At 68.0% G+C, this 16,075-nt stretch carries 12 protein-coding genes and 2 pseudogenes; 6 read left to right on the top strand and 8 right to left on the bottom strand.

Features of this window, described 5'->3' with window-relative positions; translation table 11 throughout:
- Positions 1–11: 11 nt before the first annotated feature.
- Both AVL59_RS24195 and AVL59_RS24200 read right to left on the bottom strand, forming a co-directional pair.
- The gene (locus tag AVL59_RS24195; protein ID WP_067308007.1) at positions 12–875 is read right to left on the bottom strand and encodes an LLM class flavin-dependent oxidoreductase; all 864 of its coding nucleotides are present in this window, start codon (positions 873–875) and stop codon (positions 12–14) included.
- A gap of 357 nt (positions 876–1,232) precedes the next feature.
- Complete coding sequence (locus tag AVL59_RS24200; RefSeq protein ID WP_067308010.1) at positions 1,233–2,597, bottom strand: hypothetical protein; 1,365 nt, start codon at positions 2,595–2,597, stop codon at positions 1,233–1,235.
- A gap of 579 nt (positions 2,598–3,176) precedes the next feature.
- Between AVL59_RS24200 and AVL59_RS24205 the strand changes: the two genes are divergently transcribed.
- A complete protein-coding gene (locus AVL59_RS24205; RefSeq protein WP_159400046.1) occupies positions 3,177–3,791 on the top strand; it encodes a helix-turn-helix domain-containing protein in 615 nt (204 codons plus the stop codon).
- A gap of 716 nt (positions 3,792–4,507) precedes the next feature.
- Positions 4,508–6,394: an AMP-dependent synthetase/ligase gene (locus AVL59_RS24210; RefSeq protein WP_159400047.1), complete on the top strand. Its 1,887-nt coding sequence runs from the start codon at positions 4,508–4,510 to the stop codon at positions 6,392–6,394.
- Between the two features lie 681 nt (positions 6,395–7,075).
- Here AVL59_RS24210 and AVL59_RS24215 read toward each other — a convergent pair.
- Positions 7,076–7,417 (bottom strand): hypothetical protein, encoded by a 342-nt coding sequence (locus tag AVL59_RS24215; protein ID WP_067308014.1) that lies wholly within the window; start codon positions 7,415–7,417, stop codon positions 7,076–7,078.
- A 217-nt stretch (positions 7,418–7,634) separates the two neighbouring features.
- On the bottom strand, positions 7,635–7,967 hold the full coding sequence (locus tag AVL59_RS24220) for a hypothetical protein (RefSeq protein WP_067308016.1): 333 nt from the start codon (positions 7,965–7,967) through the stop codon (positions 7,635–7,637).
- Between the two features lie 359 nt (positions 7,968–8,326).
- On the opposite strand from AVL59_RS24220, the gene AVL59_RS52490 reads away from it, so the two are divergent.
- On the top strand, positions 8,327–8,659 hold the full coding sequence (locus AVL59_RS52490; RefSeq protein ID WP_159400048.1) for a hypothetical protein: 333 nt from the start codon (positions 8,327–8,329) through the stop codon (positions 8,657–8,659).
- On the top strand, positions 8,656–9,060 hold the full coding sequence (locus AVL59_RS24225) for a hypothetical protein (RefSeq protein ID WP_159400049.1): 405 nt from the start codon (positions 8,656–8,658) through the stop codon (positions 9,058–9,060). Before AVL59_RS52490 ends, AVL59_RS24225 begins: the two co-directional genes overlap by 4 nt.
- Positions 9,061–9,079: 19 nt before the next feature.
- Here the strand turns inward: AVL59_RS24225 and AVL59_RS24230 are convergent.
- Positions 9,080–9,325 (bottom strand): annotated as a pseudogene (locus tag AVL59_RS24230) (transposase); the annotation flags it as partial.
- Here AVL59_RS24230 and AVL59_RS24235 point away from each other — a divergent pair.
- Positions 9,325–10,357, top strand: a pseudogene (locus AVL59_RS24235) (restriction endonuclease); the annotation flags it as partial. The pseudogenes AVL59_RS24230 and AVL59_RS24235 overlap by 1 nt on opposite strands.
- A 215-nt stretch (positions 10,358–10,572) precedes the next feature.
- Here AVL59_RS24235 and AVL59_RS56605 read toward each other — a convergent pair.
- Positions 10,573–10,797, bottom strand: coding sequence for a hypothetical protein (locus AVL59_RS56605; protein WP_159400050.1), 225 nt, complete (start codon positions 10,795–10,797; stop codon positions 10,573–10,575).
- A gap of 1,155 nt (positions 10,798–11,952) precedes the next feature.
- On the opposite strand from AVL59_RS56605, the gene AVL59_RS24245 reads away from it, so the two are divergent.
- Positions 11,953–12,909, top strand: coding sequence for a hypothetical protein (locus AVL59_RS24245; protein ID WP_067308024.1), 957 nt, complete (start codon positions 11,953–11,955; stop codon positions 12,907–12,909).
- Positions 12,910–13,516: 607 nt separating this feature from the next.
- On the opposite strand, the gene asnB is transcribed toward AVL59_RS24245, so the two are convergent.
- Both asnB and panD read right to left on the bottom strand, forming a co-directional pair.
- Complete coding sequence (asnB, locus tag AVL59_RS24250) at positions 13,517–15,361, bottom strand: asparagine synthase (glutamine-hydrolyzing) (protein WP_067308026.1); 1,845 nt, start codon at positions 15,359–15,361, stop codon at positions 13,517–13,519.
- Between the two features lie 226 nt (positions 15,362–15,587).
- Positions 15,588–16,010 (bottom strand): aspartate 1-decarboxylase, encoded by a 423-nt coding sequence (gene panD, locus AVL59_RS24255; protein WP_067308029.1) that lies wholly within the window; start codon positions 16,008–16,010, stop codon positions 15,588–15,590.
- Between the last annotated feature and the right edge of the window lie 65 nt (positions 16,011–16,075).

The raw sequence follows: 16,075 nt of genomic DNA on the forward strand, positions 1-16,075 counted from the left end.
GGAATGGCTGATCAGAGCACCGGCGGCCCCGCCTCGATGCGGCGCAGCACCGGAGGGAGGCGGTCCAGGTCGGGGCCGGTCTGGATCTGTCGCTCGTCCCACCAGGTGGCGCCGGCGTCGTGCAGCGGACCGATCACGTTCTTGGCCTTCGCCGCGTCCGCGGACGTGGCACCGCCGAGCACGAGCTCGAAGGGCCGCTCAGCCTCGGCCGTACGGTGCTTGCGTACATAGCCGACCAGTTCCCGTACCTCCGCCACATCGGGCACGTGCCCGTGCCGGGCGGTCTCGAAGAGAGGCACCGCGCCGTCCCACCGGGCGGCCCGCCGCATGGGCAGGAGACGCGGCCAGAACCCTCCGATCCACATTGGCGGACCGGGCCGCTGCACGGTGGCAGGCAGCAGCGTCACGTCCCGGACTTCGTAGTGCCGGCCGCGGTGGTTCACCGGCTCGCCGGACCAGAAGCGCCGCAACAACTCCAGTCCCTCGTCAAGCCGCTCGGCGAGGAGGCGTGGCTCGGCGGCGTCGCCGAAGCTGCGGTATTCGTCGTCGATCGGACCGCCCAAGCCCGCGGCGAAGATCACCCGGCCACCGCTGAGGTGGTCCAAGGTGGCCACCTGGCGGGCCAGTTGCTGCGGACGGTATCGAGGGACCGGCGTCAGTAGAGTGCCCAGTCGGATCCGAGAGGTCGCCAGCGCGGCTGCGGTCAGCAGCATCCAGGGGTCTCCGAAGGGACGCCCCTGGTGCCGCCGGTGCAGTACGTGGTCCCAGACGAAGAGTCCGTCCCAGCCGGCCTGCTCGGCGGCAGCCGCAACGGTCGCGACGTTACGAGGGTCGGCGAAGTCACCGAAGTTCGGGATGTTGATGGAGAAGCGCATCCCAGCAGGATGCGCAGCCGGACACGAAGCGGCAACCGGATTCGGATACGGGCGACTTCACAGCAGGGTACGGACCACGCACGATTCATCAGGATCCCCGAACCACAGACGGACGGACAGGACTGACTTGTAGGACTCGGCATCACGAGCGGGCACCGGCAGCTGCCACGTCCACCGCCTGAGGGATTACGTAACCACAGCCCTGGGAAATTACGTGACCGTTGACAGCGTGCACCTCGAGCTTGGGATTTCCGGCGTCCATGCGGCAGGGGCTGTGTCCGGCGGGACCGGCAGCCTGCGCACAGCGCTGCCGACGGGCTCGGCGCTGTCCCGGCCGTGCAGCTACCGGTGTTCCGGTCAGGCCGTGTGGTGGGCGAGGGCGCAGAGTTCTTGCCATGCGTCGGCCTGAGGGTCGGGGAATTCAGTGCGCAGGAGTTCCCACTGCTTCTCGACGCCGAACGAGGGGGATTCCGCGAGGAAGGTGACGGTCTGGCGGGCGTGTTCCAGGGCCATGTCGGCGTCACCGGAGGCGAGGTGTGCCCGTGCGGCGTATCCGTTCCACACGGCGGTGTTGCGGGCTTCGAGGCGGGTGGCCGCCGGGGCCGGGGCGAGCTGGGGCAAGAGATGGCCGAGGGCGTGGTCCATCTTCCCCAGATAGAAGTGGGCGGCGCCGACGAAGACTTCCATGACATCGGCGGTGAGCCAGTTCATGAACGGCGGGTCGTTGTCGTGTGGGGAGGGGGAGTAGAGCGTACGGGCGAAGTGCAATTGGCCGACGGCGGCGGTCGCTTCTCCTTGCATGGCATAGGCGACGGCACGGACGACGCCGAGCAGGGAGGTCAACCGGGGGCTATGACCGGAGCGTTCGCAGGCTCGGTGAGCGGCGTCGAGGAGGGGATGGGCGTTTGCCGGGTCCCCGCAGTACACATGCTGCATGGCGAGCAGCGTCATCGCCCATCCGCCGAGCATGCGATTCTCAGCGGCGGCGGCGGTGCGCATGCCGGCCAGGTAGGCGGACTGAGCGCGTGTCTGGTCACCGAGGTCGAAGGCGAGCCAGCCGCTGTAGCAGGCCGCGCTGGCCGTCAGGGCCAGGAGGTCGGCTCCGGTCTGCCGGTCGCATGAGGCGTTGCGGGACAGGTCGCACAGCAGGAGCAGTTCGGCGTCCACGAGTGTCCGCACGCCGAGGGGGCCAAGCTCGTGGTAAAGCTTTCGGGTCTTCAGGTGGCGTCGTTCCAAGGCGGCCACGCCGGCCGCATCGATGCGCAGGCCGCGGCCGTGCGGCTCGAACGGAGCGGCGGTGTCCAGCCAGGCCGTGGTGAGGCTCGCGATGCTCTGATCGCAGGAGACGATCCCGCGGCCGTGCCCGTCCGTGCGCGGCAGGGTCCGGGCGATGGTCTCCAGGGCGTGCAGTGCCTCGTCGCAGCTCCACGGCAGCTGGAGCAGGGATGCCTGTCCCGTGGCCGCGTACAGCCATTCCGGCCAGCCGTGCCGGAGTACGTCCGAGCGGGGTACGCCGTGGATGTGGGCGATGGCGAGCTGGGCGTTGAGCTCCGGAGTGACCTTGCCCGACTCCCAGCGGGCGATCTTCTCGCGGCGGGCCGCCATGGTTCCGAAGCCGAGTTCGGTGTGAGCCTCGGCGATGCGGCGGGCGTAGGCGGTGTGCGAGAGGCCCTCCTGTTTGCGCAGCAGGGCAAGGGGATGGCGGACGGGGCGATGGGGCATACGGGAGCGTTTCGGTGGGGGGACGGGGCGGAGTGAGTTACTTACCAGTACGAAGGATAGACATAAGGCGCAAACCACATCAATACCCAGTCGAGACTATTGAAATTTCTACCGCTAAGTTGAATCCGTAATTAATAGCTCTCTGGGCGGGACGGCCGCTGGGGGCCGGTCTGTGCGAGGCGAGGTGCACCCGGAGCGGAGCGGGAATGTGCTGCTCATCACGGTCGGGATGCCTGAGGGATGACAGCCCGGTGCGCCTGAAACGCGGCGCCAGGCACCCGCGGGGCACCGCTGAGGCACCCACGCGGCACGGGTCGGAGCACGGTCGAGGCACCCCCACAAGGCACGGGTCGGGGCACGGCCGAGGCACGGCCGGAGCACAACCGAACACACGTCAAAGGCACGCCCGATTCTCTTGGAATATGCAGTTCCGCGAGGGTTCCCTTCTCTTGCGCCGTCTTTCTGACCGCGGCCGCAGAATCTCGCGGCCCTGGGCCCGGCGCGGAACCCGGCATCCCTGTCCATGCGGACCGGCTGGTCCCCTCCCCCACGGAAATGCCTATGTCCTCGCATCCCGCAATGTCACCGCAGTCCGCACTCTCGCCGTCCGCGGTGCCCGGCCAGCCCCCGTCCCTCGCTACAGCGGTCCGGCGCTCCCCGGCCGTTGTGGCACAGCAGTCACGCAGATCCGGCGCCGAGCGTGCGGTGCCCGTGCTGCGCTGGCCCCAGCAGACCGCGGAGGTCGAGCGGTGCCGTGCGCACGGGATTCCGCGGCTGCTCGTCGTGGAACCGGCCACCCCGCCGCCGGTCTGCGTCGACCCACTGGAGGACTGGGTCCGGGCGCCGGCCGGCGAGCGGGACCTGCAGGCGCGCCGGGCCGCTCTGCAGGCACGGGCGGAGCGCCGCAAACCGATGCTCGATGAGCACAACGTCCTTCATCATGCCGGGCGGGCTCTTCCGCTCGCGGCCGGCGAGGCGGACCTTGTGCGGCTGCTGCTCGACAACTACCGGTCGGTGGTCGACCGGATCGAACTGGCCACACGAATGTGGCCGGAGGGCACCGACCGCCGCAACGCGCTTGACGTGCGGGTGCTCCGGGCCCGCCGCCGACTCGCCCCCCTGGACCTGGTGATCAAGACCGTATGGCGCACGGGATACCTGCTCGACACCCGAAGAGACGGAGATTCCCCCTGATGGTGTGCATCCGAAACCGCGATGCCCGGTGTCCGAGTCGTGCCGCTGTGGAAGCAGCCAGAGCTGCGAAGGTCCTGTGGTCGCCTACGCGTTCCCGCCACCGTTTGGACGCGAGCCCCCTTCACCGTTCCCTGGTTCCATCCCAGCGGACCACCGCGCCGGCATGCCCCGACGAGCGATGCGGTTCGCACGCCCCCGTCAGCGGCCCCGTCGTCGCGGATGACACGCCGATCCCACGAGCCACGAAGAAGCGCAAGGGTCCGATGACCACCGAGCGCTACACGACCGCCGCCAAGTGTGCCGGGATCCAGTACTACCGGCTGGGACCGACCGCTGAGCCGGAGCAGAGCGGAAGCGTGCGTCGACCCGTCACCGCTTTCCTGCTGCCACTGCCGGCCGTCCGGCGTACGCATCGTGGTCCGCGACGACAGCCGGGACCTCCCCGTCGTGCGTGAGCCCGATCCGTTCTCGGAGCGTGGTCGCGGCATGTTCCTTCTCGCCCATACAGCCCACGCCTGGGGCGCCACCCCGACAGCCACCGGCAAAGACGTCTGGATCGGGTTCCGGGCGACTTCCGGGGAAGGCGTTGCGGACGCTGTGCGTACCGGTGCCTCGCTCCCTGTACATCGACGCAGTGCGTGACGTTGTCCGGGACCACCCGGGCTTCCCGATCGTACGAACGTATGGATCAACCCGGAGAAAGATGCGGAGACCGCATGAATGACAGGAACAGGATGACCGGCAAGCACGGTGCGGACGGGCGCGCGGACGGCCCGCACACTCTCGCCCACCTGGCCCAACGAGGTGCCGAACGGTGGCCGACGGCGCCGGCCGTCCGATGGCGGGGCGTCGGCGGCGACTGGTGCCGGCTCTCGTACGCCGAGGCACGGGACGCCGCCGAGGAGATCGCCCGCGGGCTGATGGCACTCGGTCTCGGGCCGGGTGACCGAGTGGCGATCCAGAGCACACTGCGCCCGGAGTGGACGTTCGCCCTCCTCGGCGCGGCGGCCTCGGGGCTGGTGCTGGTCTCGTTGCTGCCCACCACGGTGCCGGAGGAGATCGTGCACGTGGTCGGCGATTCCGGCGCGACGGCGGTCATCTGCGAGGACGCCGTTCAGCTGGCCAAGATACGGGCCGCCCGATCCCGGCTGCCGAAGCTGCGGCATGTCATGGTCATCGAGGAACCGCGGCCGAACGGGACCGGCGGCGAATCTGCCGGAGGTGTCGGCGATCCGCTCCCGGACGACGGCACGATGACGCTCGACGGGCTCCGCAGACTCGGGCGAACGGCCGTGCCGGCCGAAGAGCTGATGGCACGTCAGGATGCCGTGCAACCCGACGACTTGCTGGTCATCATCTACACCTCGGGAACGACCGGGCCGAAGAAAGGCTGCGCCCTGTCCCACGGCAACTACGTCAGCGTGCTCCGGGCGCATCCCGCACCCCCGCGCAGGCCCGACGGCGCGGCGACCACGGGCAACGGCACCATCTTCGTGGTCACCGGACCCCACACCATCGCCCTGTTGATGCAGGTGCTGACCTGGTGGTCGGGCTACGCCCTGGCCTACTTCAGCGGCGGCTCCCCCGAACGCATGCTGGCCGAGCTGCGCGAGACCAAGCCCACGATCCTTCCGCTGGTGCCGCTCGCGCTGGAGAAGATTCACGGTGCGGTCCTGGCGCACCGGACAGAGCTGGAGCGGCAGCAGATCGTGGACGCGGCGCGTACCGGACTGCGGGTGCGCGAGATGCACGCCCGGCAAGAACGCGTCCCGGACGGACTCCAGCGCTGGTTCGAGGAGACCGACGCGGGGCTCTTCGCCGAGGTGCGCGACCACTTCGGCGGCGCCGTGCGGCGGGTGACGGTGTCCGGCGCGGCGGTGTCCCAGGACCTCCTTGCGTTCTTCCTCGGCTGCGGGGTCCCGATCGTGGAGTGCTACGGAATGACCGAGACCGCCGCCGCGGTGACCTCCAACACTCCTGACGACTACCGGCTGGGCACGGTCGGCAAACCGCTGCCGGGAGTCGAGGTGGGTATCGCGCCGGACGGCGAGGTGCTGGTGCGCGGCGGCAATGTATTCCGCGGCTACTGGGGGTACGACGAGCGGGAGTTCGGCGCCGTACGGGACGGCTGGCTGCACACCGGCGACCTCGGCGAGATCGATGCCGAGGGCTATCTGCGTCTCACAGGCCGCAAGAAGGAGCTGATCCAGCTCTCGAACGGCATGGCGGTCACACCTCATCCGCTGGAACGTGAGCTGCGCACCAGCCCGCTGATCTCCAACGCGGTGCTCTACGGCGAGGGCAGGCCCCACCTCGTCGCGCTGCTCACCCTCGACGAGTGCCAGGCCCGCGCGTGGGCTGCGCAGCGCGGGCTGCCGGGCGCGCTGCCCAGCCTGGTTCGGGAGCCGGAACTGCTGCGTGAGCTGGACGAGGTGGTCACGCGCGCCAACGCCGGGCTCCAGGAATACTACCGGGCCAAGGCCTTCACGGTTCTGGAACGTGATCTGTCCGTGGACAAGGGCGAGCTGACGATCTCCCTGAAGGTGGCCCGCCCGGTCGTGCACGCACGCTTCCGTGAACGGTACGAGGCGCTCTACGACTGACCAAAGGCCCCGCCGGGCACCTCGCCGCACCAAAGCTCAGCCGGTGAGCAGCTCCGGCCGGACACTCAGACCGAGCAGGGGCCGTCTCGACGGAGCGGCGGGCGAGAGTCCGTCCGACCAAGGTCAGCACGTCGCCGCCCGACGCGGCGAGGATCCCGTGCACCTGGCCGTGGAGCGCGCAGAGGTACCGCGGGTGTAGGTCACCAGCAGGGGCGTCTCGGCGACCACATCACAGTAGCCCTGAGTCACGAACCCCGGTATGTGCACGGCCGCCCGGAGATCGTCGCGCAGACACCCCCGACCCTGCCAGGCGATATCTGGAGCCGCCATGAGCCAGGGGAGCCGACGGCCGCGCTGCCTGCCCGGTCATCCAACCACCAGTAGCGGCCGAACATTTCGAGGGTGTGAGGAGGGCCGCGGGGGCGGCGGTCGGATCTGCGGGGACTTGACGTCCAGGAATTCCTCCAGGCCGGAGACGTCGTACTCCCGGCCGTGCTCGTACCAGCCTGTGTGTGGCTGCTCGGCAGGTACAGCTCATAGAGGCCCAGCCCGGCAGGGCGGAGGAGTCGGTGACGGCGGAAGGGGCGGCGCGGGAGCGGAACTTGCCTTGGCCTCACAAAGAATGCGTCCCGCCGGGTGGGTGCCCGGCGGGACGCATGTGGGCCCTTGGTCCGATGGACCTCAGCCCCAGTTGTTCAGAACGACGACGACCGCGCCGGTCCCCCAGTTCGTGACGTCGACCACAGCTCCGACCTCCAGCTTGCCGATCACCATCGAACCCATGGTGTCCACATTCTTGACCGAACCGTTCACGTCGACATCGATGGAGCCCGCGTGCACGGCCATCACCGTGCCCTGGAAATGCGCCGCCTGCCACCAGCTGCCGGCCTCGGTCGAGCGCGAGACCTGGGTGTCCTGGGATGTCGCCGCCGCCTGCGCCGGCGCGGACGCAGCGAGTACCGCGGCGCCCAAGAGTCCGGCGGCGACCGCCGTCCGCCTTATGGTGTGCGTGCGCTTGTACATGGTTTCTCTCCTTGTTTCGCCGGTTCAGGAATTGTTCCGGAACCGCATTCATGTGGATTCGGATTCCGACCTTTTCAGGGCCGCCTAAAAAACAACAGAGGCCCCTTCAAGCTGCGAATTTTCTTACGCGGCCCGTACAGGGCTGCCCTGATTGCAGGTGCGGAGCCGACGTGTAGTGCAGCAGTGCTCGGGTGCGAAGCGCGGGCGGTGCGGGTGCCTATCGGGCTATGACAGCCACGGCGACGTAAACCCCGTCGACTATCTTGGCCTTGATGTTTGCCGTGGCGCCTATCATCATGTGGCCGAACCAGTCCGCCCCCTTGGTGAGGTCGAACTCCGCGATGGTCCCGTCGACATCGACCTCCAGGAAATCGTCGGTGAAGGCCACGATCGTGCCCTGGTACCACTGGGCGTCGTCCTCGGTGACGGCCATCTGTGGGCTGCGCACATACTGCGACGGAGCTGCCTGAGCCGACCCGACCGCGGTGAAGGCCACGGCGCCGACCAGTCCGGCGGTGACGGCCGCCCGCTTGAAGGTGTTCTTGGACATGAATCTTTCTCCTCGCTGTCAGCTGGCAGAAATGCCGTGCGACCACGCGCAGCCGGCTCATTAATTCCTGGCCGATTCCCCGGCGCGTGAAAAGTAACACCGCCTCTAATCCGCGTCGAATAACGTTTCTCGGTTCTTACACGGCATCTGGATGCACGGCCGGAACCGCTGGGCGCCAGCAGCGGGAACACCTGGGAGCGGACGGAAGTAAGGCAGGCCGCGGCCCGTCCCGAGGGAACCATGTCTAGAGATCTTTAACGGCTGGGATTGCGAAGGTTGGGCGAGTCTGGTCTTGATGACGAGAGCGTGAAGCCAAGATCGGCCTGCTGCCGCAGTCGAGCACAGCAGGGTTGCGAACCTTGAGCACATCACCTTGGACAAGCCGTGGTCGCCGCGCGGAGCCATCGATCTGGAAGATCGACGGCAGGCTGCTGATCGCTGCCACCCGCTGCCTACGACGTCTACGATGTGGCGTCCGCACCGAGCGGACCCAGACGGCCATCCACGACGGCGCCAGCCTGGCGGGCGGCCTCGCCGGCGCGGGCAATGGCGCCGAGACCGGGGCGGAAGTCGGCTTCGTCGGCGGGCCGGTCGGGACCGTGGGCGACGGCGTCGTGGGCGGTGTCCTCGGTGAGGTGGTCGGCATCGGCGAGGGCACATTGTGGACGGGATCGAGGATTTGTTACAGATGAGGACCTGGCTGGAGGGGCTGTTCACAAAGAGACGGCGCCGCACCTCGGATGAGACCGCGCTGGAGAGCCGGGCGGAGATCTCGCCCGAGGAACGGGCGGTTCTGCTCGTCGGAATCCTCGACGACCCCGCGGCGCGCGAGGATGAAAAGGACGACGCGGCGATGTATCTGGAGGACTTCTCCGGCCCGCTCGTCGAGTCGGGCCTGATCCGGACCATTCGCGCCGAGGACTTCACCAGCGTGCTGGCCCAGCAGTGCGCGGAGTCCCTCGGCGGAATCTGGGCCAGGACGGGCCACGTGGACCCCGCCTTCATGGCGGAGTTGCGAGGTCCGGCGAAGGACGAGGTCTTCGGCATCCTCGGCATCCGCGCCCCGCACCTGCTGCCCCCTGGCGCCTTCTAGAAGATCTTTAACGGCTGGGTTAGGGAGGTTCGAGGTCGAGCCTGGTCTTGGCGATGAGGCCCTCGACAAGGCGGGGGCGGTATTGCATCCGTTTGAGCCGTGTCTTCACCAGCGCGGTGAGCTGGTCAAGGCTGTGTTTGGTGAGGTTGGCCAGCGACCTCTTCAGGTGAGACCACACACCCTCGACGGGGTTGAGCTCGGGAGCGTACGGCGGCAGCTGGTAGACGGTCAGCCATAATCGGGCGGCGATCAGCTCGCGCATGGACGCACGGCAGCGACGAGCAACCCGACCTGTACGACATGGACCCCATCGCCTTCGAGAACCTCGTTGCACGATCTCTTCCGCGCCATGGGCATGCAGGCGGTCACCACGCAACGCTCGAACGATGGCGGAGTGGACGTCGACGCACTGGATCCGGCACCGATCCGAGGTGGCAAGATCGTCGTACAGGTGAAGCGCTACCGCAACACGGTGCCGCCCACCGCTGTGCGTGACTTGTACGGGACCGCCCAGGACACCGGCGCCAACAAGGGCGTTCGCGTGACGACCTCGAAGTTCGGTCCTGGCTCACGCACCTTCGCCAACGGCAAGCCGCTGGAACTGGTCTCGGGAACAGAACCGGTCGACCTGCTGCATCGTCATGGACTCCGTGGGCGCTTGGGAGATGGCACGAGTCGTGCGGCAGCGCAGCAGACGCCGACGGTCCCGGATACTCGCTTGCCCGAGGGTCACAACGTCCTGGGCATGTCCTGGACCGGAAGTGTCGCCTTGGACGTGTGCACTCTCGTCTGCCGTGGCAACAACGTCCTGAGCGACGATCACTTCGTCTTCTACAACAACCCGCAGACACCGGACGGCTCTCTCCGCGCCATCCCGGCCACTACCCCCGACAAGGCCGCGATCTACGTCTTCTTCGACGGACTGCCGGATGAGGCTGACCGACTCGTATTCGTGGCCGCCATCGATCCAGAAGTCGACCCGAACGCTGATCTCTCCGGCTTCACGGACGCCTGCATCCGCCTGCTCGACCCGTCGCTGGCAGAGTTGGGACGACTTGAGGTCCCGACGGGCGGCCAGGCGAAACCGCCTTGGTGCTCAGCTCCGAATGGGGACTGGGACTTCGTCCTGGGCGGCAAAGGCTACCCGGGCATCCACGGCGGCATCGAGTTTCGTCATCCCGGCGTCGACACCGACTACTACATCGGTGAGCCGTGGGTGACCGCCATGGATCTTTGGCCACTGTATGACGAGACCGACTACGCGGCCTTCGGCTGTCTCTTCGGAGTGCGCAACTAGGCAGGCTTCCCACCACTTGCACCGGACCGCGGTCTTCCCATCGATCTGTCGAGCGGGATGCGCTCGCAACTCGAGCCCTGCTTCTCAGCGGGCGTCCTGCACGGCGCGAGCTGGGTCAGCTGGGCGGAACTTGCTTCGATGGATCCGGCGACCACGCCTGATCACTTCATCGGCCGGCTGACCTGGCGCACGAAATCGCTGCCGTCGGCCCTGGATCAACAGCTCGACGCTTCGGCGATGGCCGCGAGGAGCCTTTCCCGCATTGCCTGCTGGTAGGGGGAAAACTCCGGCTCAGAGCCTGGCTGTGCGAGGTCACCGAGCCCGCGGTAGCTGATGACGGTGGCGGCGATGCCGACGAAGGCGAGGAAGTGCGCGGACTTGCGCACGTAGCACCGGTGCGAGCGGCGGCATCCGGCGAGCCAGGCCACCGTTCTGTCCACAGTCCAGCGGTGAGGGCCCAGCCGCTGAGGGGATTCGATGCCCTGGCGGGCGATGAGCGGCGTGGTGTTCCGCGAGCGGAGCCATCAACGCAGGTGGTCGTAGTCGTACCCATTGCCGCCCTGACCGCAGAAGGCTCTTCTGCGTGACGACGTTGCGGCCATCGACGAGGTCGCGCACGGAGTCGATGCTGCCGGTGTGCGTGCCGCGAAGGATCTCGGCGAAGCCGCTGGCGGCGGTTGTCGATCACTTCATGCGCTCCCGAACTACGGACGTAGTCGTGGCCCTCGCCTGCTGAGACCGCGATCACGCGCACGTCGCGCCCGGCGACATCGAAACCGAGTGCGTCGGGGAAGGAAGGTCAGCGCTGGTAGGCGCCAGGGCGCCGACAGGTCGATCAGCTGCGGATCTGCCACACCGCCCGTCCGCAGGCCAAGCGAAGCAAACATCAGGCAGCAGTTGATCAATACCTTGACTGTGTCGCCTCCTTCCCGGAACTAAAAATACGTCGAGCGTTCACCTCGATTTAAACTCTGTCGGCGATAAGGCCGGCCTCAGTGAAGCAAAGCGCGACAGTGTCGTCAGGAATCCCTGTGATACGAATGGGGCCAGGCCCGGCCACTTGAATTTTCGGATTCTCGTGTTTGAATTAATCGCCGTCCGACGGTGCGCGATCCATTCATCGCGCCTCGATCGACGAGGGCTGCGATCCACCGTGGAAGAGGGAGGGGAATCACCCCATGACCACCCGCTTCGGCTCCGGGGCACAACATCCGCTGGCGATTCTGCGGAGGACACTGGGGCATTCTCAGTCCTCCTATGCACGGTTGGTGGCTGACACGCATGTCCAGCTCGGCTTCGGACGCATGGCGCAGCGCAGGGAAAAGGTCGCTCGATGGGAATCCGGGCGCACGGAGCCCGAATTGACGGCGCAGTACGCCATAGCCCACCTTCACGGAGTGGCTCGGGGCGACGTCCTGGGCGGGCGCTGGCCCGAGTGGCTGCTTCTGGCCGACGGCATCACGGATCAACGGCGTCCGGTCCCGAAGCTCGGCAACGCCTCGAATGCGTCACTCGGCCCAGCATGGAATGACACGGCGTCACAAAGGGTTCCGCGGACAGCGGAAATCGATGACGCACGAAGCGCCACCGCGACCATGGCCGCCGCTTTCCCTCTCACCCTGAACACCACGCTGCACTCGCCTTCCGGCACCGTCACCCTTCTTTCGCCGACCGTGCTGGAGGCCCTGGAGACCAGGGTGATGGCGCTGCACCAACTGGAAGCGCTGGTGGGCCCGGGCATGCTCGAACAGCTGGCGCGGGCCGAGTACTCCGTACTGGCCACCCTGATGGCCCACGACCGCCAGGGCCTGGCCCACGGGCGCGCTCTCTCCGTCCGGTTGCACACCGCCGCAGCCGACACCGCACGCATCTGCGGCTGGCTGGCCACCTGTGCGGGGGACAACGCGGGTGCCGGGCGCTATCACCTCGCCGCAGTCCGGGCGGCCGCCGCAGTCCGGGCCGCACAGACCGCGGCGTCCTCACTGGGCATTCTGGCGGACCAGCGCCTCGAACGGAGGCAGCCCAGGGAGGCGCTTTCGCTGATCGGCGCGGCATCAGCAACCGCGCGCCACGCAGCGCCCAGCCCCCGTCTCGCCGCCCTGCTGCACGCCCGGGCAGCCAGGGCGCATGCCCAGCTCGGTGACGCCGGCGCCTGCACGCGGGAGATCGAGGCCGGTTACGCCGCACTGAACGGGGCTTCCGGCGACGAGAGCCCCGCCACGCGCTGGGTGACACACGAATGGCTCAAGCTTACCGAAGGAGTCACCCTGCTCGAACTCGGACGGCCCCGCCAGGCCCTGGAGCGGTTCACCATCCTGGGCGACGACAACGTCTCGCGCGGTCTGCTGCCCAGCGTCGTCGCCCGGTACCTCTTCCACGCGGCCCAGGCATGCTTCGACGCCGGGGACGTCGACGCCGCCGCCCGCACGGCTCTGTCGGCTGTCGACGGTCTCCAGGGAATGTCCTCCGCCCACACGCGCCGTTTCCGTAGCCGATTCGAGAACCACCGGATGGTGCGCGAGGTCCACGAATTCCTTGAGCGGACCGCCTGACACACGCCCGCCACCGACTTCATCATGATTGTCCGGTCCCGTCAGCGCCGGATGGATTGCTCCCCTTCGATTCTTTCGGGGCGGAGGCCGTTGTGGTCGGCGGACCCGAGGGTATGCGCGCAGGACCTGAATGGAAGGCCACGCGACGCTCTCCGACAGGCCCGGCCGTACGTCGGCAACCATTTCGTGAGGTCGGCACGTGGTGACAACTACCGCCGGTGACGTCCATTTCCGGTATCGCCCCGCAGTCATAGAGCCTTTTCAGCGTGGCCACTGATCGGACGACGGCGTCGCTGCCCGCACGCACAAGGCTCCCGTGCCGTTGGAGGAGGTGTCCGACAGTCATGTTGCGTCCGGACGACGGTGATGCTGTAGAGGGCCGCGTTGACGGGTACGGTTTCCTCCGCGGTTGAGTCGATGTCGGTCCCCGCGTCCGGATGGGCGGGACGGGAGCGACACCCACGCCCGGATCGCCGCCGGCTTCGGCACAGCCGTCGGCACCGCCACGCCTACGCGAGGGCAGTCATCGATCTGCCGGCCGACCGCGCGCCCGGCTGCTGCGGGTACCGCGGCCGTCCTCACCCTGCAGCGGCAACGCTGAAAAGGCTCACAGCGTCAACCGTGGCCGGTAAAGGTCGAGCCAGGTCTGCAGGTCGAGGAACTTCTCCAGCGCTGCTCGGTGCCCATGAGGGTTCGGGTGGTGGTCGTGATCTGTGTACGCCGCCTTGGTGGCTGCGGCCTTGTCGAACAAGGAGAAGACATCGTGGTCGGGTTGGGACAGGGCCTCGCGCACCTGTTCTTGCAGGGCGGATACGTAGCGGTGATCTCGGGTCATCGGGTACGGGCTCTTGAGGCGTCCGAGTACGGCGTCGGGGACGACGGTACGGCCGGCAGCCCGGAGGATGCTCTTCTCCCGGGCGTCCACGGTGTGGAAGGACCAGGGGGTGTTGAAGGCGTACTCGGCGATGCGGTGGTCGCAGAAAGGCACGCGGACTTCCAGCCCCACGGCCATGCTGAGCCGGTCCTTGCGGTCCAGCATGCCGGCCAGGCTGCGGGTCAGGTGGAGGTAGAGGAGTTCGCGGGAGCGGCGTTGGGTGCTGTCCTCGCCGTCCAGTGAGGGCGTTTCGGCGACGGCTTCGCGGTAGCGCTCAGTGGCGTATGCGGGCAGATCTAGCGCCGTCGACAGGTCGGGGGGCAGGAAGGCGCGTTCCTGGCGGGTTTGTCCGAGGGCCGCGGTGAGCCAGGGGAAGCCGGGGCTTCGGCGCAGTACGGGGTCGTGGAACCACCAGTAGCCGCCGAACATCTCGTCGGCGCCTTCTCCCGACAGGGCGACCGTGGAGTGGTCGCGTATCGCGGTGAACAGCTGGATGAGTGAGTGGTCCATGTCGCCGCGTCCGACCGGCAGGTCGCGGGCCTGGACGACGGCACGGCGTACGGCGGGCTCGGAAAGGCTGGTGGCGTCCAGCATCAGGTCAGAGTGATCGGCGTCGAGGTGCTCCGCGACGATCCGTACATAAGGCGCGTCGGGGCTGACGTTGTGGGAGTCGCGGGCGAAGTGGTCGGTGTGCCCGGGGAAGTCCACGGAGAAGGTGCGTACCCGCCGCCCGTCGGCGCTGAGTTCGTTCGCGGCGAGGCCGGCGATGGTGCTGGAGTCGAGTCCGCCGGACAGGAGCACGCACCGGGGGACGTCTGCGACGAGCTGTTCGCGCACCGAGCCGGTGAGGAGTTCCCGGGTGCGGGCGACGGTGGTGTCCAGGTCGTCGGTGTGATCTCGGGCCGTCAGCCGCCAGTAGGTGGTTTCCCGTACCCCGCCGCGGTCGGCGGTGGCCAGGGATCCCGGCTTCAGTTCCTGCATGCCGTGCCAGATCGCCGTTCCGGGTGTCTTGACGCCCAGCATGATGTCCCGCAGGCCGTCGTGGTCGACGCATGCTTCCACGGCAGGGTGGGCGAGGATGCCCTTGGGCTCGGAGGCGAACAGGACGCCGTCCTCGGTGGGGTGGTAGTAGAGCGGTTTGATGCCGAGCCGGTCGCGGACCATGAGGAGGCGGTCGCAGCGGCCGTCCCAGATCGCGAAGGCGTACATGCCGACGAGGTGGTCGACCATCTCTTCGCCCCATTCGAGGTAGGAGTGGAGCACCACCTCGGTGTCGCTGTCCGTCCGGAAGCGGTGTCCGCGTCCGCGCAGGTGCCGACGCAGGGCGACGAAGTTGTAGACCTCTCCGCTGTAGGTCATGGCGACGGGGCCGTGCGGGGTGTCCACGGTCATCGGCTGGGTGCCGCCGGCAAGGTCGATGATGGCCAGGCGCCGGTGCCCGAGGGCCGCGTGCCGGCTGACCCACACCCCGGATGCGTCGGGGCCCCGCGGTGCCATGGACCATGTCATGGCATCGACGGTCTCTTGGTGGTGTACGAGGTCGTGGTCGAAGGCGATCCAGCCGGTGATGCCGCACATGGGCCCTCCTTGCTTCGTGGGCGGGTGTTGTTCCGGTCACCCGTGGCTGCCCTGGTCCCCGGGGGTGCTCGGTGCAGTTGGGGTTGCGGCCCTCGGTGGTGTTCGGGACGTGGCCGCGGGCCGTCTCGTGACGACTGGGCCGCCCCGGTCCACCGAGGGGCGACGCCACCCGGGACTGCCACGGCAAAGGGGGCCGCGTGGGCGGGGCCGGCAGAGGCGTCGGGGCTCAGTCGACGAAGATGTGGTCACCACGTGTGGTGGTGCCGTCGGGGGTGGCCTCCGCAGGGTCGGACCCCAAAGAGATGATCTTGTTGTCGCGGTCCACATGCACGACCCTGGGGACGAGCCGGGCGGCGTCCGAATTCCAGATATCGGCGTAGGAGATGATGATGACCAGGTCACCGGGGCTGATCAGGCGGGCCGCGGCCCCGTTGATGCCTACGACACCAGAGCCACGGGGGCCTTCGATGAGGTAGGTGGACAGCCGGTTTCCGTTGTCGATGTCGACGATGTCGACCTTCTCTCCGGGAAGCAGGTCGGCCGCCTCCATCAGGTCGGCGTCCAGGGTCAGCGACCCGACGTAGTGCAGGTCGGCCTGGGTGACGGTGGCACGGTGGACCTTGGACTTGAACATGGTGCGGTAGTACATGGGATCGCCCTTCTCGAATGCGGTTGAGGGGTGGGGAGGTTGGGCAGCCAGGGACGGCAGGGCCC

The sequence above is a fragment of the Streptomyces griseochromogenes genome (assembly GCF_001542625.1).
GTDB classification, from domain to species: domain Bacteria; phylum Actinomycetota; class Actinomycetes; order Streptomycetales; family Streptomycetaceae; genus Streptomyces; species Streptomyces griseochromogenes.